The 21868-nt window shown below is 69.2% G+C and carries 17 protein-coding genes and 3 tRNA genes; 13 read left to right on the top strand and 7 right to left on the bottom strand.

Annotation, left to right across the window (positions count from 1 at the left end):
* The first annotated feature begins 24 nt into the window (after positions 1 to 24).
* Complete coding sequence (locus tag OG407_RS18005; RefSeq protein ID WP_405859247.1) at positions 25 to 450, top strand: gamma-glutamylcyclotransferase family protein; 426 nt, start codon at positions 25 to 27, stop codon at positions 448 to 450.
* A gap of 34 nt (positions 451 to 484) precedes the next feature.
* Here the strand turns inward: OG407_RS18005 and OG407_RS18000 are convergent, their stop codons facing one another.
* Entirely contained in the window at positions 485 to 1177 is a 693-nt protein-coding gene (locus OG407_RS18000; protein WP_405868471.1) for a vancomycin high temperature exclusion protein, read from the bottom strand.
* Positions 1178 to 1404: 227 nt separating this feature from the next.
* On the opposite strand from OG407_RS18000, the gene OG407_RS17995 reads away from it, so the two are divergent.
* The 5 genes from OG407_RS17995 to OG407_RS17975 all read left to right on the top strand — a co-directional run bounded on the left by OG407_RS17995 (position 1405) and on the right by OG407_RS17975 (position 8459).
* Positions 1405 to 2364 (top strand): sirohydrochlorin chelatase, encoded by a 960-nt coding sequence (locus OG407_RS17995; RefSeq protein WP_405859245.1) that lies wholly within the window; start codon positions 1405 to 1407, stop codon positions 2362 to 2364.
* Positions 2365 to 2412: 48 nt separating this feature from the next.
* Positions 2413 to 3756: a deoxyguanosinetriphosphate triphosphohydrolase gene (locus OG407_RS17990; protein ID WP_405859243.1), complete on the top strand. Its 1344-nt coding sequence runs from the start codon at positions 2413 to 2415 to the stop codon at positions 3754 to 3756.
* Between the two features lie 93 nt (positions 3757 to 3849).
* On the top strand, positions 3850 to 5115 hold the full coding sequence (locus OG407_RS17985; RefSeq protein ID WP_405859241.1) for an NAD(P)/FAD-dependent oxidoreductase: 1266 nt from the start codon (positions 3850 to 3852) through the stop codon (positions 5113 to 5115).
* A gap of 47 nt (positions 5116 to 5162) precedes the next feature.
* Positions 5163 to 7067, top strand: coding sequence for a DNA primase (gene dnaG / locus OG407_RS17980; protein ID WP_405859239.1), 1905 nt, complete (start codon positions 5163 to 5165; stop codon positions 7065 to 7067).
* An 81-nt stretch (positions 7068 to 7148) separates the two neighbouring features.
* Positions 7149 to 8459 (top strand): RNA polymerase sigma factor, encoded by a 1311-nt coding sequence (locus tag OG407_RS17975; RefSeq protein WP_405859237.1) that lies wholly within the window; start codon positions 7149 to 7151, stop codon positions 8457 to 8459.
* A gap of 226 nt (positions 8460 to 8685) precedes the next feature.
* On the opposite strand, the gene OG407_RS17970 is transcribed toward OG407_RS17975, so the two are convergent.
* The 4 genes from OG407_RS17970 to OG407_RS17955 all read right to left on the bottom strand — a co-directional run bounded on the left by OG407_RS17970 (position 8686) and on the right by OG407_RS17955 (position 14447).
* Entirely contained in the window at positions 8686 to 10614 is a 1929-nt protein-coding gene (locus OG407_RS17970) for an ABC transporter ATP-binding protein (protein ID WP_405859235.1), read from the bottom strand.
* Positions 10614 to 12347 (bottom strand): ABC transporter ATP-binding protein, encoded by a 1734-nt coding sequence (locus OG407_RS17965; RefSeq protein ID WP_405859233.1) that lies wholly within the window; start codon positions 12345 to 12347, stop codon positions 10614 to 10616. Before OG407_RS17965 ends, OG407_RS17970 begins: the two co-directional genes overlap by 1 nt.
* A 163-nt stretch (positions 12348 to 12510) precedes the next feature.
* A complete protein-coding gene (locus OG407_RS17960) occupies positions 12511 to 13968 on the bottom strand; it encodes an FGGY family carbohydrate kinase (protein WP_328683519.1) in 1458 nt (485 codons plus the stop codon).
* Positions 13969 to 14141: 173 nt separating this feature from the next.
* The gene (locus tag OG407_RS17955) at positions 14142 to 14447 is read right to left on the bottom strand and encodes a YtxH domain-containing protein (RefSeq protein ID WP_403598354.1); all 306 of its coding nucleotides are present in this window, start codon (positions 14445 to 14447) and stop codon (positions 14142 to 14144) included.
* A 178-nt stretch (positions 14448 to 14625) separates the two neighbouring features.
* Here OG407_RS17955 and OG407_RS17950 point away from each other — a divergent pair.
* From OG407_RS17950 to OG407_RS17940, 3 genes are all read left to right on the top strand, one after another.
* Positions 14626 to 14698, top strand: a tRNA-Asn gene (locus OG407_RS17950).
* A 6-nt stretch (positions 14699 to 14704) separates the two neighbouring features.
* A tRNA-Asn gene (locus OG407_RS17945) sits at positions 14705 to 14777 on the top strand.
* A gap of 178 nt (positions 14778 to 14955) precedes the next feature.
* Positions 14956 to 15029 (top strand) — tRNA-Ile (locus OG407_RS17940).
* A 599-nt stretch (positions 15030 to 15628) separates the two neighbouring features.
* Here OG407_RS17940 and OG407_RS17935 read toward each other — a convergent pair.
* Entirely contained in the window at positions 15629 to 16669 is a 1041-nt protein-coding gene (locus tag OG407_RS17935; protein ID WP_405859230.1) for a CBS domain-containing protein, read from the bottom strand.
* A gap of 8 nt (positions 16670 to 16677) precedes the next feature.
* Positions 16678 to 18489 carry a DUF262 domain-containing protein gene (locus OG407_RS17930; protein ID WP_405859228.1) on the bottom strand — a complete coding sequence of 604 codons (1812 nt, stop codon included), beginning with the start codon at positions 18487 to 18489 and terminating at the stop codon, positions 16678 to 16680.
* A gap of 293 nt (positions 18490 to 18782) precedes the next feature.
* Here OG407_RS17930 and OG407_RS17925 point away from each other — a divergent pair, with 293 nt between their 5' ends.
* The 4 genes from OG407_RS17925 (at position 18783) to OG407_RS17910 (ending at position 21642) form a co-directional block, all read left to right on the top strand.
* Entirely contained in the window at positions 18783 to 20465 is a 1683-nt protein-coding gene (locus tag OG407_RS17925; RefSeq protein WP_405859226.1) for an SWIM zinc finger domain-containing protein, read from the top strand.
* A 120-nt stretch (positions 20466 to 20585) separates the two neighbouring features.
* Positions 20586 to 20843, top strand: a complete 258-nt coding sequence (locus tag OG407_RS17920; RefSeq protein WP_405859224.1) for a hypothetical protein — start codon at positions 20586 to 20588, stop codon at positions 20841 to 20843.
* Positions 20844 to 20929: 86 nt separating this feature from the next.
* Positions 20930 to 21307 carry a type II toxin-antitoxin system RelE/ParE family toxin gene (locus OG407_RS17915; RefSeq protein ID WP_405859222.1) on the top strand — a complete coding sequence of 126 codons (378 nt, stop codon included), beginning with the start codon at positions 20930 to 20932 and terminating at the stop codon, positions 21305 to 21307.
* Positions 21304 to 21642, top strand: coding sequence for a helix-turn-helix domain-containing protein (locus OG407_RS17910; protein WP_079662454.1), 339 nt, complete (start codon positions 21304 to 21306; stop codon positions 21640 to 21642). The genes OG407_RS17915 and OG407_RS17910 overlap by 4 nt, the downstream gene beginning before the upstream one ends.
* The last annotated feature ends 226 nt before the right edge of the window (positions 21643 to 21868 follow it).

The following is a 21868-nucleotide window of genomic DNA, read 5'->3' as shown; positions in this document are numbered from 1 at the left end:
GACTTCCGGGCTCAAGGAGACCGAGTGACACCCCTCCCCTTCTTCGTCTACGGGACCCTCCGCCCCGGTGAGCCCAACCACGACCGGTTCCTGCGCGGCCGTACGGACTCCGAAGAACGGGCACGGCTCCACGGCGCCGCCCTCTACGACGGCCCCGGCTACCCGTACGCCGTCGAGGAACCCGCCGCACCCGGCGCGGTGATCGTCGGCGAACTCGTCACCGCGCGCCCCGAGGCCTACCCCCAACTCCTCAGGGAACTGGACCGACTTGAGGACTACGCCCCCGGCGACCCGCACAACCTCTACGAACGCGTCGCACGCGAGGTGACCCGCGACACCGACGGCACCGCCGTACGCGCCTGGGTGTACCTCGCCGCCCCCGCCGTCACCGCCCGCCTCCGTGCCCACGGCAAGCTGATCGAGGGTGGCGACTGGATCGACCTCCGCTGAACCGCCGCTGAAGGGGCCGCAGTTGGCGCGGGCTTCAGTTGCCGGAGGCCAGCGCCCGCGTGATGCCCTTCTCCTTCGGCCCGAGGAAGTGCGGATCGGGATGGAACATCAGGTCCAGCGCCGCCTTGCCCGCCGCGAACACCTCGCGGGTGCCGCCGTAGTACCAGGTCGCGTCGTGTGTGTCGTCGACACCGACGCCGTACGAGTCGACGCCGGCCGCGTCGCACAGCGCGACCGCCCGCCGGATGTGGAAGTTCTGGCTGATGAGTACGGCCTTGTCGACGCCGAAGATCTTCTTGGCGCGGACGCAGGAGTCCCAGGTGTCGAAACCGGCGTAATCGGTCACCACGCGCGCGCGGGGCACCCCGTGCTTCGCCAGGTAGACGCGCATCGCGTCCGGCTCGTCGTAGTCCTCGCGGCTGTTGTCGCCGGTCACCAGGACGACCTTCACCCGGCCCTCCCGGTACAGCGTCGCCGCCGCGTCCAGCCGGTGCGCGAGATACGGCGACGGCTCGCCGTCCCACAGCCCGGCGCCGAACACCACGGCGACATCGGTGCGCGGCGCGTCCTGGAGGGTCCGCAGCCGGTCGGCCGTGGACACCCACAACCAGGTCGCCGGAAGCAGCGCGACGACACACCCGACGGCCACCACCTGCACGAACTGCCGCCATCCCGCACGCGTGCGTGGCAGCCGCAGCCGAGGCCGGCGAAGTCTCGGGCGACGCACTGCACGCATCGAACGCATCAAGGGGCCCCTCCCGTACGGGTTCGACTGTCCAGACGCACCGTGACCCGCTCCGGTTCGCCGCCCGCAGTGTGACCGGCTTCACTGTGAACCCGTAAGCCGCAGGTCACATCACCTCACACACCCCCCAAACCCCACCGTGAACCCCCGGAAAAGCTCCGTCATTCCCGTGCAACGGGGCGGCAACCTCCCACCGACACCATTACTCCATGACGGCGTCGAACCACCCTCAGGACGAGTCCACGACCCTCGACAGTACGGCGCATCTCATGAACCGGATCAGCAGCCAACTCGCCGACCAGCTCAGCCTCGTCTCCCTGAACGGCACCAGACGCCCCGTACCGCCCGCTCCGCCCGCCCTCGTCCTGGTGGCCCACGGCAGCCGCGACCCGCGCGCCCTGAACACCGTACGAGCCCTCATGGACCGCGTCCGCGAGCTCCGCCCGGGCCTCCCCGTCCACCTGGGCCACATCGAACTCAACGAGCCCCGCCTCCCGGACACCCTCACCCAACTGTCCACCGCGGAAGCCGTCCTGGTCCCCCTCCTCCTGTCCCGCGGCTACCACGTGAAGCAGGACATCCCCGAGCTGGCCGCGAAGGCACAGGCACGCACGCGCGTGGCACCCCCTTTGGGCCCGCACCCCCTCCTCGTGGAGACCCTCTACGACCGCCTGGTGGAGGCGGGTTGGCGCACAAGGGCGGACGACCAGACCCGCAGGGCGAGCGCCGTGGTCCTGGCAGCGGCAGGCTCCCGAGACCCGGACTCAAGGCTCGACACCACCCGCACGGCCCACCTCCTGGCCGCCCGCCTGGGCGTCCCCGTGATCCCGGCCTACGCCTCCGCGGCGACCCCCACGATCCCCGAGGCGATCCACACCCTCACCGCCCGAGGCCACCACAGGGTGGCAGTCGCATCCTGCTTCACGGCCCCGGGCCGCTTCGCAACCCAGTGCGCGGAACAGGCCCCCTGGATCGCATCGGCCCCCCTGGGAGCCCACCCCGCGATGGCCCGCTTGGTCCTCCACCGCTACGACCAGACCCTGGCAGCCGGCGGCGGGGCCATCTCCCCAAGGGGCGCGGGGCTGTATCGATGTGCGGCTCCGCCGCGTGGGCGCGACCAGTACAACGCACCCGCACCCGCCCCCGAACCGCACCCGGCAAACGCATAGGCGCCCCGCAACTCCCGAATTGTCACTACCGCCGCTTACTGTCGAAGCATGGAAGGCACCGCAGGCACCGCAGGTACACGCACAGCAGCACCCCACCCCTACGACCCGACGTCAGTCGCCCGCTGGGCAACCGAGCCCGACAAACGCCCCGGCCGCACCGCCTTCCAACGCGACCGCGCCCGCATCCTCCACTCCGCCGCCCTACGCCGCCTCGCGGGCAAAACGCAGGTGGTCACCCCAGGTACCCGCAGCCAGGCCTGGGACGCCAGCCCCCGCACCCGCCTGACCCACTCCCTGGAGTGCGCCCAGGTAGGCCGAGAGCTGGGCGCAGCCCTGGGATGCGACCCGGACCTGGTGGAGGCGGCCTGCCTCTCCCACGACCTGGGCCACCCACCCTTCGGCCACAACGGCGAACAGGCACTCAACGAATTCGCCGACGACTGCGGCGGCTTCGAGGGCAACGCGCAATCCCTCAGACTCCTCACCCGCATCGAACCGAAGCGCTTCGTAAGAAGTGACACGACAGGCGAGATGGTGAGCGTCGGCCTCAACCTCACCCGTGCCGCCCTCGACGCCGCCACCAAGTACCCCTGGCCGCGCGGAGGGCACCCCACCGACCCCAAGTCCCCCAAGTTCGGCGTCTACGAGGACGACAGGCCCGTCTTCGACTGGGTCCGCGAGGGCGCCCCCGGCACCCGCACGTGCTTCGAGGCCCAGGTGATGGACTGGTCGGACGACGTGGCGTACTCCGTGCACGACGTCGAGGACGGCCTGCACGCGGGCCACATCGACCCCAACTGCCTGCACGCGGAGCCCGAACGGCAGGCGGTCTTCGCGGTCGCCATAGGCCGCTACGTGCCCGCGGACACCGACCCCGCCGAACTCGCCGAAGCCCTCGACCGGCTCCAGGACCAGGACTGGTGGCCGCACGGCTACGACGGTTCGGCCGCGGCGCAGGCCCGCCTCAAGGACGCCACCAGCCAGCTCATCGGCCGCTTCTGCCTGGCCGCCGAGTCCGCCACGCGCGCGGCGTACGGCACCGGCCGCCTCACCCGCTACGACGCCGAACTCGTCGTACCGCACGAGGCGCGGCTGGAGTGCGCGGTCCTCAAGGCGGTCGCCGACCGGTACGTGATGCAGCGCGCGGAGCAGGAGCGCATCCGCGCCGACGAGCGCATCGTGGTCGCCGAACTCGCCGAGGTGCTCACCACGCGCGCGCCCGACGGTCTGGAGCCGCAGTTCCGCGCCCAGTTCGACGAGGCGCCCGACGACCGCGCCCGCAAGCGGGTGATCGTCGATCAGATCGCGTCACTCACGGACGCGTCGGCGCGGTCTCTTCACGCGCATCTCACATCGCTGGGGCACAGTGGCGCGAAACAAGCCCGAATGTGACCCTCCGTGGCCTGATCGGGCCACACCCCCTTCCCGCATCACACTGCGTGCGGGACGCTCGCATATGGCGGCACCCTTACGAGGAGGCATCAAGTGGTCGACGCGGATCAGACGTTCGTCATCATCGGAGGAGGCCTGGCCGGCGCCAAGGCGGCCGAGACGCTCCGAGCGGAGGGCTTCACCGGCCGCGTGATACTGATCTGCGACGAACGCGACCACCCGTACGAGCGCCCGCCGCTGTCCAAGGGCTACCTCCTCGGTAAGGAGGAGCGCGACAGCGTCTTCGTGCACGAACCCGCCTGGTACGCGCAGAACGACATCGAGCTGCACCTCGGCCAGACCGTCGACGCCGTCGACCGTACGGCGAAGACGGTGCGCTTCGGGGACGACGGCACCCTGGTCCGCTACGACAAGTTGCTCATCGCGACCGGCTCCGAGCCCCGCCGCCTCGACATCCCGGGCACGGACCTCGCGGGCGTCCACCACCTGCGCCGCCTCTCGCACGCCGAGCGCCTGAAGAACGTGCTGGCGTCCCTGGGCCGGGACAATGGGCATCTGGTGATCGCCGGCGGCGGCTGGATCGGCCTGGAGGTCGCGGCGGCGGCCCGGGAGTACGGCGCCGAGGTCACCGTCGTGGAACCGTCCCAGACGCCGCTGCACGGCGTCCTCGGCCCCGAACTGGGCCAGCTCTTCGCCGACCTGCACGCCGAGCACGGCGTGCGCTTCCACTTCGGCGCCCGGCTCACCGAGATCATCGGCCAGGACGGCATGGTGCTCGCCGCCCGCACCGACGACGGCGAGGAGCACCCCGCGCACGACGTCCTCGCGGCGATCGGCGCGGCCCCGCGCACCGCGCTCGCCGAGGCGGCGGGCCTGGAGCTGGCCGACCGCGCGCACGGCGGCGGCATCGCCGTCGACGAACGGCTGCGCACCTCCGACCCCGACATCTACGCGGCCGGCGACGTGGCCGCCTTCCACCACGCCCTCTTCGGCACCCGCCTGCGGGTGGAGCACTGGGCGAACGCCCTCAACGGCGGCCCGGCGGCGGCCCGCGCGATGCTCGGCAAGGACGTCACCTACGACCGCGTGCCCTATTTCTTCTCCGACCAGTACGACTTGGGTATGGAGTACTCCGGCTGGGCGCCCCCGGGCTCCTACGACGAAGTGGTGATCCGGGGAGACGCGGGCAAGCGGGAGTTCATCGCCTTCTGGCTCAAGGAGGGCCGGGTGCTGGCCGGGATGAATGTGAATGTGTGGGACGTCACAGAGCCCATCCAGCAACTCATCCGCTCCCGGGCACAGGTGGACACCGAGGCCCTTGCGGACCCACACGTTCCACTGGACAGCCTGGGCGTCTGAACGGTCTCGTCGTCACTGGTGTCAGTCCGGCCCCGTAGAATTCACGCGTGGCAGGACGGATCAACGACGAGGACGTGAAGGCGGTTCGGGACGCGGTCCCGATCGACGCCGTGGTGTCCGAGTACCTCCAGCTGCGGAACGCGGGCGGCGGCAACCTCAAGGGCCTCTGCCCCTTCCACGACGAGAAGTCGCCGTCCTTCCAGGTCAGCCCCAGCAAGGGTCTCTTCCACTGCTTCGGCTGCCAGGAGGGCGGCGACACCATCACGTTCGTGATGAAGGTCGACCACCTCACCTTCTCGGAGTCGGTCGAGCGGCTGGCCGCCCAGGCCGGCATCACGCTGCGGTACGAGGAGGGCGGGTACAACCCCGCCAACCAGCGCGGCGAGCGCATCCGCCTGGTCGAGGCCCACAAGGTCGCCGCGGACTTCTACGTGGAGCAGCTCGCCGTCAGCCCCGAGGCGGACACCGGCCGCAAGTTCCTCGCCGAGCGCGGCTTCGACCAGTCCGCCGCCGAGCACTTCTCCGTCGGCTACAGCCCGCAGGGCTGGGACCACCTCACCCGCTTCCTCCGCGGCAAAGGGTTCACCGACAAGGAGATCCTCCTCTCCGGCCTCGCCCAGGAGGGCCGCCGCGGCCCCATCGACCGCTTCCGCGGCCGCCTGATGTGGCCGATCCGCGACATCGGCGGCGAGGTCGTCGGCTTCGGCGCCCGCAAGCTCTACGAGTCGGACAACGGCCCGAAGTACCTCAACACGCCCGACACCGCGATCTACAAGAAGTCGCAGGTCCTCTACGGCATCGACCTCGCCAAGAAGGACATCGCCAAGTCGTCCCGCGCGGTCGTCGTCGAGGGCTACACCGACGTCATGGCCTGCCACCTCGCCGGAGTCACCACCGCCATCGCCACCTGCGGCACGGCCTTCGGCGGCGACCACATCAAGATCCTCCGCCGGCTGCTGATGGACAACGGCAGCGCGCGCGTGATCTTCACCTTCGACGGCGACGCGGCGGGCCAGAAGGCGGCCCTGCGCGCCTTCGAGGACGACCAGAAGTTCGCCGCCGAGACGTACATCGCGATCGCCCCGGACAACATGGACCCCTGCGAGCTGCGCCTCGCCAAGGGCGACGAGGCGGTCGCCGACCTGGTCCAACCCCGCACCCCGCTCTTCGAGTTCGCGCTCCGCCAGATCGTCGTCCGCTACGACCTCGACACCCCCGCGGGCCGCGCCTCCGCCCTGGACGAGGCCGCCCCGATCGTCGCCCGCATCAAGAACAGCGGCGCCCAGCACGAGGTCGCCGTCCAGCTCGCCGGCATGCTCGGCATCCTGGACACCCAGTTCGTCGTCAAGCGCGTTGCCCAGCTGGCCCGTTGGGCCCGCGACCGGGGCGGCAAGGGCCCGGCACCGGCGAGGGGCGGCGCCGAGCAGCAGTACGACACCACCCCCCGCACCCCCACCGGCGGCCCCGCCCTCACCCTGCGCAACCCGGTCTTCGCCACCGAGCGCGAACTCCTCAAACTCGCCCTGCAGCGCCCCGACCTGGTCTCCCCGGCCTTCGACGCGTACGGCGTGGACGAGTTCACCGCCGCGCCCTACGCGGCCGTACGCGAGGCGATCATCGAGGCGGGCGGCGCCGAGTACGGCCTCCAGGACGCCCAGGACTACCTCGTCCGGGTCCGTGAGGCGGCACCGGACGACGCGGTCCGCGCGATGGTCACCGAGCTGGCCGTCGAGGCGATCATGCGCCGCACGGTCGACGAGAACTACGCGGGCGAGCAGCTCGTCACCGTCCGCCGAAGAGCCGTCGTACGCCGCATCGGCGACGTCCAGGGCGCGCTCACCCGCCTCGGCAGCCACGGCGACTCGGCGGAACTGGCCGCCGTACAGAACGAGTTGTGGGTGCTTCAGCAGTACGACCAGGCACTCCAGGTGCACGGCGCCACAGCGCTCTGAGCACGTAGTCACGGCACGGACTCAAAAAGTCACCGCACGCCCCTCGTGGCGGCGATGTGTCGTACTCCACACTGGGTTCCGGTGCCTGAGTCCTCGGAGCGCGGCCGATCCGTCCCCAGCGGGTCCTTCACCCCCGCGGTTCCGCTCATCGAGTACGGGACGGATTGCGGCGAGGCCGCCCACTCCGCCCCTGAAGTGCCGCTGCCGTACCCCCTGGCAGCGATCATCCTGGAGGTCGCCCCCGTGCAGACCCAGACCCTCGACCAGACCGAGACCAGCACGACGGACGGCGCGGAACCGGAAGCGGAGACCGATGTCCTCGCGACCGTCCCTCCGCAGAGCCGTGCCGCGCACCATCCCGAGACCGCGGACCCGGAGAGCCCGCCCGAGCTCGAAGAACCGACGGCCGAAGCGGTGGAGACCGCCGAGGCCCCCGAGCCCGAGGTACGGCCCCGCAGCAGGGTCACCGCCGACAACGGCGCACCCTCCTCGGACCTGTTCCGCCAGTACCTGCGCGAGATCGGCCGCATCCCGCTGCTCACCGCGGCGGAGGAGGTCGACCTCGCCCGCCGTGTCGAGGCCGGCCTGTTCGCCGAGGAGAAGCTCGGCGGCGCGTCCGATCTGGACAGCCAACTCGCCCTCGACCTGGACAAGTTGGTCGTCATGGGCCGGATGGCCAAGCGCCGCCTGATCGAGGCGAACCTGAGGCTCGTCGTCTCCGTGGCCAAGCGGTACGTCGGGCGCGGGCTGACCATGCTCGACCTCGTCCAGGAGGGAAACCTCGGGCTGATCAGGGCAGTTGAGAAATTCGACTACGCCCGCGGCTACAAGTTCTCGACGTACGCGACCTGGTGGATCCGCCAGGCCATGTCCCGCGCCCTCGCCGACCAGGCCCGCACGATTCGCGTCCCGGTGCATGTCGTCGAGCTGATCAACCGGGTCGTCCGCGTCCAGCGCCGGATGCTCCAGGAGCGCGGCTACGAACCGACTCCGGAAGAGGTGGCCGACCACCTCGACCTCGCGCCGGAGCGCGTCAGCGAGGTGCTCCGGCTGGCTCAGGAGCCGGTGTCGTTGCACGCGCCGGTGGGGGAGGAGGACGACGTCGCCCTCGGTGACCTGATCGAGGACGGCGACGCGACGAGTCCCGTGGAGTCGGCGGCGTTCCTGTTGCTGAGGCAGCACTTGGAGGCTGTGCTGTCGACGCTGGGGGAGCGGGAGCGGAAGGTCGTACAGCTGCGGTACGGCTTGGCGGACGGCCGCCCGCGCACGCTGGAGGAGATCGGGCGGATCTTCGGGGTGACCCGGGAGCGGATACGGCAGATCGAGTCCAAGACGCTGAACAAGCTGCGGGACCACGCTTTTGCGGATCAGCTGAGGGGTTATCTGGACTGATGCCGTCCGCGGGCCCGGTGGGGGCTGGTCGCGCCCCGCGGCGGAGCCGCAAATGTACACAGCCCCGCGCCCCTAAAAACTCGGGCCCGCCCTGCTCCTTTGCGGGCTCCCCGCGCTCCGAAAACGACCTCAGCCGAGGGGCATTTAGGGGCGCGGGGAACTGCGCGACCAGCCACGACGGGCCGTCAGCCGAACGACGACCCTCGTGGCACTCACCGCAACGCAGCTAGTCGACCTCCGCCACCGCCTGGGCGAACTGCGCCTTGTACAGCCGCGCATACGCCCCGTCCGCCGCCAACAGATCCGCGTGCGCGCCCTGTTCGACGATCGAACCGTTCTCCATGACCAGGATCGTGTCCGCGTCCCGGATCGTGGAGAGCCGGTGCGCGATCACGAACGACGTACGCCCGTGGGCGAGTTTGGCCATCGCCTTCTGGATCAACACCTCCGTACGGGTGTCAACCGAAGACGTCGCCTCGTCGAGGACCAGGATCGTCGGGTCGGACAGGAACGCCCGCGCGATGGTGATGAGCTGCTTCTCACCGGCGCTGACCCCCGTACCCTCGTCGTCGATCACCGTGTCGTAGCCGTCGGGCAGCGTACGGACGAACCGGTCCGCGTGCGCCGCCCGCGCCGCCTCCTCGATCTCGCCCCGGGTGACCTCGCGAGAGGCCCCGTACGCGATGTTGTCCGCGATGGAGCCGCCGAACAGCCAGGTGTCCTGGAGCACCATGCCGATCCCGGACCGGAGTTCGTCCCGGGACATCCGCGCGATGTCGACGCCGTCGAGGGTGATGCGCCCGCCGGAGACCTCGTAGAACCGCATGAGCAGGTTGACGAGGGTGGTCTTGCCGGCGCCGGTCGGGCCGACGATCGCGACCGTGTGGCCCGGTTCCACCGTCAGCGAGAGGTCCTCGATGAGCGGCTTGTCGGGGTCGTAACGGAAGGAGACGTGCTCCAGGGCGACCAGGCCGCGGAGTTCCTCCGGGCGTTCGCTCGGCATCGGGTCGGGCTTCTGCTCCTCGGCGTCGAGGAGTTCGAAGATCCGTTCGGCGGAGGCGACGCCGGACTGGACCAGGTTCGCCATCGACGCGACCTGCGTCAGCGGCATCGAGAACTGGCGCGAGTACTGGACGAAGGCCTGGACGTCACCGATGGAGAGTGAGCCGGACGCGACGCGCAGGCCGCCTACCACCGCCACCAGTACGTAGTTGAGGTTCGACACGAACATCATCAGCGGCTGCATGACACCGCTGTTGAACTGCGCCTTGAAGCCCGCCTCGTACAGCGCGTCGTTCTGCTCGGCGAACAGCTGCGCCGACTCGTCCTGGCGGCCGAACACCTTCACCAGGGTGTGCCCGGTGTACATCTCCTCGACGTGCGCGTTGAGCTTGCCGGTCGAGCGCCACTGCTGCACGAAGTGCGGCTGCGAGCGCTTGCCGATGCGGGTGGCGACGACGAACGACAGCGGCACGGTCACCAGCGCGACCAGGGCGAGCAGCCAGGACACCCAGAACATCATCGCGAGGACGCCGATGATCGTGAGCAGCGAGTTGATGAGCTGGCCCATCGACTGCTGGAGGGTCTGGCCGATGTTGTCGATGTCGTTGGTCGCGCGGGAGAGGACCTCACCGCGCTGGCGCTTGTCGAAGTACGACAGCGGGAGGCGCGACATCTTCGTCTGCACGCTCTCGCGCAGCCGGAACATGGTCCGGTTGACCGCCCGGTTGACCATCCGGGTCGCCACCGCCATCAGCAGCCCGGCCACCATGAACGTGCCCAGCGCGAGCAGCAGCACATGCCCCACCGAGGTGAAGTCGATGCCCTTGCCCGGGGTGAAGTCCGTGCTCTTGAGCATGTCCGCGACCGAACCCTGGCCCCGGTCGCGCATCGCCTGGAGGGCCTGCGCCTTGGTCGTCCCGGCCGGCATCTGCCGCCCGATGATGCCCGCGAAGACCAGGTCGGTGGCGTTGCCGAGGATCTTCGGCCCCACCACGTTCAGCCCCACGCTGATCACCACACACACCAGCAGCAGGCCGATGGTCAGCCGCTCCGGCCGGAACTGGCCGATCAGCCGTTTGCCGGACTCCTTGAAGTCCATCGAACGGGCGTCGGGGCCCGTCCCGGCCATCATCCGCCCCATGGGCCCGGCCATCAGGCAGCCTCCGCTTCCGTCAACTGGGAGAGCACGATCTCCCGATACGTCTCGTTGTCCGTCATCAACTCGTGATGGCGCCCCACCCCCACGACCCGTCCCTCGTCGAGTACGACGATCCGGTCGGCGTCCCTGATGGTCGCCACCCGCTGCGCCACGATCACCACGGTCGCCTCGGCGGTCTCCTGCGAGAGCGCCGCCCGCAGCGCCGCGTCGGTCGCGTAGTCGAGGGCGGAGAAGGAGTCGTCGAAGAGGTAGATCTCCGGCCGCTGCACCAGCGTGCGCGCGATCGCGAGCCGCTGCCGCTGACCGCCGGAGACGTTCGTGCCGCCCTGCGCGATGGGGGAGTCCAGCCCGTTCTCCAGCCCCTCGACGAAGCCCTTGGCCTGCGCCACCTCCAGCGCGTGCCACAACTCCTCGTCGGTCGCGTCGGGATTGCCGTAGCGAAGGTTGGTCGCGACCGTGCCCGCGAAGAGGTACGGCTTCTGCGGGACCAGGCCGACCGTCTTGGCGAGCAGCACCGGGTCGATGGTCGACACGTCGACCCCGTCGACGAGGACCTCGCCGTCGGTCGCGTCAACCAGCCGCGGGACCAGACTCAGAAGGGTGGACTTTCCGCTGCCGGTCGAGCCGATCACGGCCGTCGTCTCGCCCGGGCGGGCCACCAGGTCGATGGACTTCAGTACGGGTTCCTCGGCACCCGGGTAACAGAAGCCGACCCCGCGGACCTCCAGATGCCCGTGCCGGCGCAGCTCGAAGACGGGGGCCACCGGCGGCACGACACTGCTCTCCGTGTCGAGGACCTCCTCGATGCGCTCGGCACAGACCTCCGCGCGCGGCACCATCATGAACATGAAGGTGGCCATCATCACGGACATCACGATCTGCATCAGATAGGCGAGGAACGCGGTCAGATCACCGATCTGCATCCCGCCGCTCGCGATCCGGTGCGCGCCGAACCACACGACGGCGATCGACGACAGGTTCACCGTGGTCATGACCACCGGGAACATCAGCGCGAGCAGGTTGCCGGTCTTCAGCTGCATCTCGGTGAGATCGCTGTTGGCCTTCCGGAACCGGTCCTTCTCGTACTCGTCCCGGACGAAGGCGCGGATCACGCGGTTGCCGGTGATCTGCTCGCGCAGCACCCGGTTCACCGCGTCGAGGCGCACCTGCATCGACCGGAACAGCGGCCGCAGCCGGCGCACGATCAGCGTCACGCAGATCGTCAGCGTCGGCACCACCGCGATCAGCACCCCGGACAGCGGCACGTCCAGACCGAGCGCCAGGATGATCCCGCCGACGCACATGATCGGCGCCGACACGAGCAGGGTGAACGTCATCAGGGTCAGCATCTGGACCTGCTGGACGTCATTGGTCGTCCGGGTGATCAGCGAGGGCGCGCCGAACTGGCCGACCTCGCGGGCCGAGAACGACTGCACCTTGTCGAAGATGGCACCCCGGATGTCCCGGCCGACGGCCGCGGCGGTGCGCGCGCCGTAGTAGACGGCACCCGTGTTGCACACGACCTGGACCAGCGAGATCCCGATCATCAGGGCGCCGAACGACAGGATGTATCCGGTGTCCCCCTTCACCACACCGTTGTCGATGATGTGCGCGTTCAGGGTGGGCAGGTAGAGGGTGGCGCAGGTCTGCAGGAACTGCAGCAGCACCAGCAGGGCGATGGGTTTCCTGTAGGGCCTGAGATAGGTCCGCAGAAGTCGTATGAGCACGCTGGGTCTCTCGGAGTCGGCGGGTGGAGGGCGGGCGGTGTGCCCCTCGCACCCATCGTCGGACACTCCACCCGCGTTACCTCAACCGATTAAGCCAACAGCAGTGCCCTACGGCCCCTTATGCACCCGTAAGTGCCTTATTCGCGCCGGCGGCTGTACACACCTACGAGCGGAACGCGCCCGGATGGGTCTGTTCCCGTACGGACACGTACTGCTGCCGCACGGCCTGTCCTACGGCCAACTCGTCGCCGGGCTCGAAGACCTGGGCGACCGGTCCCTGCCAGGGCGGCGGGTTGCGCGGGTCGAGGGTGCCCTGGGAGACCCCGAGCGCCCAGGCGGCCTGCCGGGCGGCGCCGATCGCGGCGTAGTCGGCGGGCTGCGGTACGACGATCTGGGTCCCGAAGAGCGCGGGCGCCGCGGCCTGCACGGCGGGCAGCTCGGCGGCCGACCCGAGCAGGAAGAGCCGCCGTACGGCCACACCGCGTCCGCGCAGCACGTCGAGCGCGTCGGCGAGCCCGCACAGCATGCCCTCGAAGGCGGCCCGCGCGAGATGCTCCGCCTTCATCGACTCCCGCCGCAGCCCGGCCAACGTCCCGGCGGTGTGCGGCAGATTGGGCGTCCGCTCACCCTCCAGATACGGCAGGAAAACGAGCCCGTGCGCCCCGGGCGTCGACTTCATCGCCAGCTCGGACAGGCTCTCCAGGTCGGGCAGCCCGAGCAGCTCGGCGGCGCCGCGCAGGGTCCGTACGGCGTTGAGCGTGGTGACGACCGGCAGCTGCATCCCGGTCGCGTCGGCCAGCGAGGTGATCATCCCGCTCTGGTCGACGAGCGCCTCGTGGTGCACGGCCATCACGGACCCGGAGGCGCCGAGCGACACGACCGCGTCCCCGAACCCGATCCCGAGCCCGAAGGCGGCGGCCATGGTCTCGCCGGTACCGGCGGAGATCAGCAGGCCCTCCGGGGTCGTACCGGCCGCGTCGGAGGGACCGATCACCTCGGGGAGCATGGCCTGGTGGCCGAGGGCGAGTTCGACGAGATCGGGCCGGTAACCGCCGCTGGCGGCGGACCAGTAGCCGGTCCCGGAAGCCCCACCTCGGTCGGTCGTCCGCCGCACCGGCCGCCCGAGCAACTGCCACACGAGCCAGTCATGGGCCTGGAGCAGCGCGGTCGTCCGTCGGGCGTTGTCGGGCTCGGTCCGGTTCAGCCAGCGGAGCTTGGTGACGGGCTGCGCGGCCTGCGGTACGGAACCCACCGCCTGCGCCCACGCCTCGCGCCCGCCGAGCGCGTCGATCAGATCGGCCGCCGCGACCTGCGCCCGCTTGTCACCGCCGACCATCGCGGGCCGCACGGTGTTGCCCTGCGAGTCCAGCGGTACAAGGGCGTTCTGCTGCGCGGACACGCCGATGGCCTGCACGCCTTCGAGCAGTCCCCCGCCGGCCGCCTCGCCCAGCGACAGCAGCCAGGCCTGTGGATCGACATCGGAGGGCCGCCCGCCGCCCTCGGTCTCGGTTTCGACCGGATGCGGCGCATATCCCTGCCTGAGCACGGACCCCGTGTCCGTGTCGCAGACGACGATACGAGTGAAATCGGGCGAACTGTCCAACCCGGCGACTATCCCCATGGCGGAAATTCTGCCGCATCGCTCCGCCGGGTTTGGCCGTGAAGCCGCAGGGGTGCGTCCTGTGGGGCGGGTGCGGGTCCGTTGTGGCTGGTCGCGCCACGCGGCGGAGCCGCAAATGGACACGGCTCCGCGCCCCTCAGGGCGTGCACTCGCCCTCCTGGAGACATACGCCGTTACGTATTGCTCGTCCCCCAGTCGTCCCCGGCCGTGCCGTTGGTGTTGCGGTCGCGGAGCGAGCGGACCCGGTCCGCGACGGAGTCGGGGACGCGGTCACCGACCTTCTCGCTGACCGCGTGGTACGCCTTGCCCGCGTACTGGCGGCCCTGCTGCGCCGCCGTCTCGGCGGTGTTGCGGACGGCCGGGTTCTGCGCGACCTGACGCGCCGACTTCTTCAGCTGCTCGTAGCGCTCGCGTCCGGCCCGCGTGCCGAGCACGTAACCCAGAGCCAGTCCGGCGACGAACGTGAGCTTGTAGCGCATGACGGCCATCCTTCCCTTGCGTAGGTTCCCTTGCGTGGGCTCCGGGGCTCCGGCACGGCATCGGTACCGGGGAACCGATTGGCGGAGCACCCCCCTGCTTGCGCTAATGTATGTGTCGCAGCGAGCACACGCCCCCTGGCGAATACCCAGGGAAGTACGTTCGATGCAAGCGAGGCATTCCCCTGTAGCTCAATTGGCAGAGCAGCCGGCTGTTAACCGGCAGGTTACTGGTTCGAGTCCAGTCGGGGGAGCTTCGGTCTTCCGTAGCTCAATTGGCAGAGCAGCCGGCTGTTAACCGGCAGGTTACTGGTTCGAGTCCAGTCGGGAGAGCACAGTGAGGAAGCAGTGAAGAGGACCCCGTTGGGGTCCTTTTTCATGTCCCCCGGAACCGCTCGTGACCTGCCGCAGTCCTCATGGTCGTGCGAAGTCGACCATCCGAAGCAGGAGATCGTATGAGCGGCTATGCTGCGGCAGACGGCGCGTACAAATGTGCGCGACGCGCCGTAATGGGGCGGTAGCTCAGCCGGTTAGAGCAGCGGACTCATAATCCGTCGGCCGTGGGTTCGAGTCCCACCCGCCCCACTGTGCAGGTCTCTGACCTGCGGAAACGTTCTTTTTTGGGTGTCGGAGCGTCAACTTTGCCTGAACGGACTGAATCCGCTGCTCGTGGGTTTGGAAGTCGACGGGGCTTTGGGGAGTTCAAACTCCTCTGACCTGCGGTGGAGCAGGTGACCGAGGTGGTTCCTCGCGGTCTGGGCGGCTGTCGTGAGGGCCGATGCCAGGACTCAGGGGCCATGCAGGGGCCGGGACGGCGTGACTGTGTCCAGACCGAGGGTGTCTACCGGGCGATTCGTTGTCCCAATTGCTGGTTACGCGGCATGGACTGCTGTCCGCGGCGCGGCAGTCGAGTACCTCGTCGAAACTGTGCGTCGGCGGCTTTCGCCTGCCACCATCCAGGCCACGGCATTGGTCAGCCGCCCCACAGCGTCGGCGACGGGCGCGGGCCATCGCTCTCGCCTTTGAGTCCTGCGACTGTCGCTGTTCGGCTGACTGCATAGCCCCAGGCGGCCGGCTCGAATGCGGCCCGCGGGGCATCGCCACCAGTCGTGCCCTCGCGAACCGGTCCCGTCTTTGACCGTGCAGCGTCACCCTTGCGTGGATCAGCGTCATCCGGTGGACCGTCAGCCGATCTGTTTGAGCAGCCCCAAGAACTCCCGCAAGTCGGACAGCAGCCTGGGGCCGAGCGGTTCGTTGTCGAAGTGCGCGATCTTGTTGCGGATCATCCGGATCCGGTCCAGGTCGTGCACGAACTGAGTACGGTCCACTCCGACCCAGCCGAGAGCCTGCCAGTTGGCATCCGCTCGCGCTCGTAGCGCCGGGCTGTCCGGGTCCTCCTTCAGGAGGGTGACGTACTGCCCGAACATCAGGTCCGCGATGTCGCCCGACTGCGTCTCCGGCCGTCTGCCGTTCTGGACCTGGCGGATGACGTCTGGGTCGAGCCGGCTGCCCAGGCACTTGCGCAGCCGGAACTCGATCTCACCGACGAGGAAGAACGGAAGAGCGGTGTCCTCGAACCGTGCGGTGATGTCGGCCGCGGTGACGATGCCGGTGAAACGGCCGCTGTTGCTCCGTACCAGGAGGTAGCCGTGTTCGGTCACCGCGGGCAGGTGGGTGAAGAGTTCCTGGTGCACTTCGGCGACGGGCAGGGAGTCCTTCACCAGGGCGTTGGCCAGGGTCGGAGTCATGCCCGTCTCGTATCGTGCGGCCACCGAGCTCCAGGTGACGACGCCAAACAGGTCGGACATGCCGTCGATGACTGGGAGCTGGGAGTAGCCCTTGGTCCGCATGATGTGGGTGGCCTGGGTGAGCGAGGCGCTGGAGGGCACGGACGCGAGCCCGTCGCGGGCGGACGGGATGTCGCCGATCTTGAAGGAGTGCTGGGGGAGGGTGCCCGGGAGCAGGTCCTCCTCGTCGGTGCGGTCGGCCGCTGCCGGGGTCTCGACCGTCTCCTCGGCAACGACGAGCAGAGCCGCCTTCAGACCGCAGAGGGTGAAGGACGGCACGGTGGCCAGGCCCGCGTCCTTCAGCGCCGCCGCGATCACGGGAACGGTCTGGTAGTCGCGACGCCGCACCCCGAACACGGCGAGCAGGTCGGGCAGCAGCACCGTGGTGCCCTTCAGCGCGAGCAGCCGGTCCGGGGGCGGCGGCTGGGGGTTCGTCATGGTCGTGGTCACCGGTCGCTTTCATCGCGGGAGACGGTGGGCTTGCCCATGGACGTGTGCACTAGATCCAGCAGCTGGCGGGAACGGTCGGCGTAGAAGACCTCGAAGTCGTCGTCGCGCAACGTCGACGGATCGACGAGGTGAGTGGCGATGACGTCGTCGAACCACTCCGGGCGGATGCCCGACTCGGCTGCCAGCGACCTGATGTACGACGCCGGCGATCCGGCCATGGAGCGGCTGGCGCTGTAGGACAACGGGGTCTTGTTGACGATCGAGTTGGCCCTGGGATCGCCCGGGCGCTGCCGGGTGAACCAGCCCTTGGTGAAGATCTGCCGGATGTCCACGTAGTGCTCCAGGAGCAGGCCCGGGTTCAGCGGCTCCTTGTGGTAATACCAGTCCACCGCGCCCTGTTTGACCAGCAGTGCGTAGATGCCCTTGTATGCGGCGCTGTTGCGGGTGGTGAGGGTGTCCAGCCGGTCGGCCACGAAGACCGCCTCGGCGACGGTGTCGGGGACCACTGCGGAGTTCGGCCCGTCTCCTGCCCAGGCGATGAGTTGTTCGACGTCGCGGGTGAACCGGCTCTCCGTCGACCCGCCGTACATCTCGCCGAGCACACCGCACCAGTACCAGCGGGTGATCAGTTCGTGGTGCTCGGGCGAGCCGGTCTTGTCCCCGAGGACGCTTCGCACAGCCGCCAGCGGTACTAACTGGGTGCGGTACGGCAGGTCGGCGGACTTCACGATGCACTGCTGGAGCAGGAACTCGCCCACCCAGGCGAACGCCTCGGCCACGCGGGGCGCGAGCCGGATGAAATCGGTCAGCGGCAGGTCTAGGAGGTCCCGGCGCTTGCAGGAGACAGCGGCTCCTCGGCCGTCCTGCTTGCGCTCCCAGGTGAGTACCAACGCGATCGCCTGCAGGAAATCGCTGCTGCTCAGCCCGTCCTCGATGCCGTTGTCCAGCCGCCCGAACACCGGGTAGGAGGTGGCCAGGTTCTTCTTGATGTCCTGCCATGCGTCAGGCAGCCGGTAGTAGTCCCCGTGGTCTTGTTCGTACTCGCGGTCGCCGGCGTACGTGGCGGTCAGCAGTTCGAAGACGTTCAACGGGACGCCGCCGGTGTTCACGCGCTCGAACACGGAGCACACGGCGTCCTTGGTGGTGGACGCGGAAAGTTTGATCATCGGGATCTGGAACGCCTGTACGTTGTTCAGCACATGCTGCTCGAACTGCGACCAGAGATCCCAGTTGGCGTCGTCCACCTGAACGAAGGCCCGCTGCCAGGCGTTCACTTGAGCTACGTCGAAGACCAGGTGCAACGGGAAGTGGGCGGCTCGGCACTCCAACTCGGTGCTGCTTAGATCGAGTTCCACCTTGCGGGCGAAATCCGACCGCAGCACCTTGTCTTCCGGTACGGACACGATCGCGGTGTCACGGTCGGCGGCGGCGGCGATCGCCTTGGCGATGTCGACGTAGTACCAGCGTCTGAGTTCCCTGTTCCGCGCGTCCACCGTTCTGACCGGACGGTTCAGGTGCAGGGCTTGGAAGAGGGAGGTGAGTCGTTGCTGGCCGTCGAGCAGGAGCAGATCTGGAGTGGCCGCCTGCGCGCCCTCGGCGCCGGTGAGGGTGCGCGCCCGGAACGGTGACTGACCGCCGGTCTCCAGCGTCATCACCACGCCGAGTGGATAGTCGAGGGTCACCGTTGCGATCAGTTCCCGGATCCGCTGGTCGTCCCATTTCCAGTCGCGCTGGAAGTCCGGAAGCTGCAGGGTTCCGGACGCGACGTCGTCAAGCACCTTCTGTAACTTGGGGCTGTCGAGAGCCATGGTGTATCTCCCCCACTTGGCATGTGATGTGTGTAACAGGGCATTGCATCGAGCAGGGCGAGGCCAAGTCAAGCCGGAGAGCCGGAAGTTCGGTGATATGAGCAAAGGCTGGGAACACGGCCGAGTGGGACGGGGCGTCTGACTGCCACTGCGGGGGCTCCTCGGTGTTCGGCCGTTGGGGACAAGCCCCTGTGTGCGTCGGTACCAGGCTCGTGGCACTGCCCTCGGCGGAGGCTCCGGACGAAGATGACACATCGTGCCCGCCGCCCCCGGGTGAGCGGTTGAATACCGGTGTGGCACGGAGCGTTGCGGGATTCGGCGAGGACGATCTGCGGGCACTGGCGGGGGCTCGGTCCTTCGAGCGAGGGCTGGGGTATCTGGACGCGGTGAGCGGTGTGGAGGTGGGGGACGGCTCGGTCACCGCGGTCGTGCACGGGACGGATGTCTATGACGTGGAGCTCACCCTGGGCAGGGGTGCCGGCGTCTCCGGGTGGTGCGACTGCCCGTACGGGCAGGAGGGCAACTTCTGCAAGCACTGCGTGGCGGTGGGGCTGACCGTGCTGGGGCAGGCGGAATCGATCCCGCGTCAGCGGGCCGCTGCCCGGGCGCGATCCTCAGACCTGGAGACGTGGCTCACGGCCCTGTCCCGTGACGAACTGCTCGCGCTGGTACGGGAACAGATCGGCGAAGACCGAGAGCTGCGTCGGCGGCTGGAACTGCGGGCCGCTGCCGCGCGCTCCGACACGGGCGCGGTCCGGGACCGGATCCTGGCGCTGATCGATCCGCGGCCCTTCGCCCGGTACGGGTACGTCGAGTACGCGGACGCCCCCGGGTACGCCCGGCAGGTCGCGGAGGCGGCGGACGCGCTGCGTGCCCTGGCTTCCGGAGGTCTGGGGGGCCAGGCGGTCGGCCTGGCCGAGGAGGCGATCCGGGCGCTGGGGGAGGCCTACGCGGAGATCGACGACTCCGACGGCGTGGTCGGGCAGGCGGTCGCTGCGCTGGCCGAGGCACATCTGGAGGCGTGCGATGTCGGGCGCCCGGACCCGGAGCGGCTGGCCGAGTGGCTGGTCGGGCAGGTGCTCAGCGACGGGAACGACGCGACGGACCTCGATCCGCTCGATTACGCCGACATCCTGGGGCCGACCGGACTGGCCCGTATGCGGCAGCTGGCGGCCGAGGCGCGGCGGCGCAGCCCGCGCGGCTGGGCGGAACGGTATCTGATGGAGCGTCTGGTCAAGGCGGAGGGCGACGCGGACGCGCTGGTCGCCCTGTACGCGATGGACCTGGTCCCGTCCGGTGCCACGCATCTGCGCATCGCCGAGGAGCTTGATGCGGCGGGCCGCGCGGACGAGGCGCTGGCGTGGGCCGAGCGCGGGCTGCGGGACACCGTCATCGAGGCCCATGTCGACGGCCGCCTGGTCGACTACGTATGCGACCGCTATACGCGGGCGGCTCGTGTGGCCGAGACGGTAGTGGTCCGCCGGGACCGGTTCCGGGCAGAGCGGTCCCTCGCCGCTTACCAGCAGTTGCGTGCCGCCGCCTGGGCTGCGGGCTGTTGGGGGGCCGAGCGGAAGACAGCACTCGCGGTCCTGCGGGACGACGTCGGCCGGGAGCATGGCGGCTCGTACGGCGGGCCCACGCTGATCGACGCGCTGCTCGACGACGGCGACCTGGACGCTGCCTGGCGGGAGGCGGCCGACTGCGCTGACGACCGGCAGTGGCAGTGGCTCGCCGACCGCTCGCGCGAGGTGCGCCCGGCCGACGCGCTCGCGGTATACCTGCGGCTGGTCGAGCCACTCAAGGAGCCGACCGGGGATGGAGTCTACGAGCGCATGGCGCAGCTGCTGCTGGGCGCTCGCGACTGTCACCGGGCGTTGGGCACCCAGGACGAGTTCACTGCGTATGTCGTCGCCCTGCGGGCGGAACTGAGGCGCAGGCGCAAGCTGATGAAGATCCTCGACCGGCACGGGCTGTGAGTTGTCGGGAACCACGGAGGTGACGGGCGGGCGATGCGTCCGCGGGAGAGAGGCCTGGGCCGTCGGCACGGGCGGATCATCGACTGGGAATTCGCACGCCCGGCTCAGTGACTGCACGATGTGGCCTACACGCTCGAGTACGGTGCCCCCTTCCGCAGCGACGCCGAGTGCCTGCGGTGGCTGCGCTTCCCGGAACCGCCCGACTGCCGTAGACGCCTGGAACTGTTCTGCACCGTCTACGGCCTCCCCACGGTGTCCGGCATGGTTGATGCCGTCATCGCCGGGCAGCGGGAGAACGTCGAACTCTTCCCAACCCCGTCGACGCCGATCGCACCCGCGCCGCCTCTTGATACAAGACCTGAGGGTTGGCCAACCTGACCGGGCCGGCCTGGTCCCATACCTGCAACTATGACGCCAGTGGTGTATGCTACCAGTGTAATAAATTGCAGATGGGGGACGCGCGCATGGCGTGGAAGATTGTCGTGGTCGAGCCGGCTCTTTCGTGGCTTCACGGCCTGCGCCGTACCGACCGCGACACCCTGATTCAGGTCAGTCAGGCTGTCACTGCCCTTCAGGAGGAAGGTCCCGCGCTGGGTCGGCCTTTGGTGGACACGATCAAGGGCTCGGGGCTGTCGAACCTCAAGGAGCTCCGCCCTGGCTCGGCAGGGTCCACGGAAGTGCGGTTGTTGTTCGTGTTCGACCCGGATCGCCAGGCCGTGATCCTGGTCGGCGGTGACAAGGCGGGCAACTGGTCCGGCTGGTACCGCGTCGCGGTGCCCCAGGCGGAGCAGGCGTACGCGGAGCATCTGAAGCGAATCGATGGAGAGGACGGGGCACGATGACTGATCACCTCAAGGACCCGCAGGCCGTCTCCTGGGGAGACCTGGCCGAGGATTTCGCCTTTACCGATGCCGAAAAGGACCAGATCCAGAAGGGGGCGCAGGCGATGGTCCTGGCCTCCCGCGTCCACCGTCTTGCCGAGTTGCGGAAGCGGCAGCACACCACACAGGTCCAGGTTGCCGAAGCCATGGGTGTCACCCAGGCCCGCGTCTCACGCATCGAGAAGGGTCAACTGGAGCGCAGTGAGGTCGACACCCTCGCCGCCTACGTCAAGGCCCTCGGCGGCAAACTGAAGATCGTCGCCGACTTCGGTGATGAGACCTACGTCCTCGGCTGACACGATCGGCAAGCTGCGGCCCAGGTTCATGCGCAGGCCGGTGGTCAAGCTCGCCTCTTGGCGCCAGGGGTGATGCTCCACTCCGGACCATGGGTGGAGCATCGTCGCGGTGGCAAGCGAATCCGCTGTACGAGAGTCCGATCCCCTTGGCTGAACTGGGCGGACGCGGCTGCTGCTGTGGTGAGCGTCCAACTCGTCGACTCCCAGGGGCCATTGAGGGGCCACA

The sequence above is a fragment of the Streptomyces sp. NBC_01515 genome (genome assembly GCF_045040345.1).
GTDB lineage: Bacteria > Actinomycetota > Actinomycetes > Streptomycetales > Streptomycetaceae > Streptomyces.
Note: the sequence above shows the minus strand (reverse complement) of the source record. Positions and strands in the feature narration are given on the sequence as shown.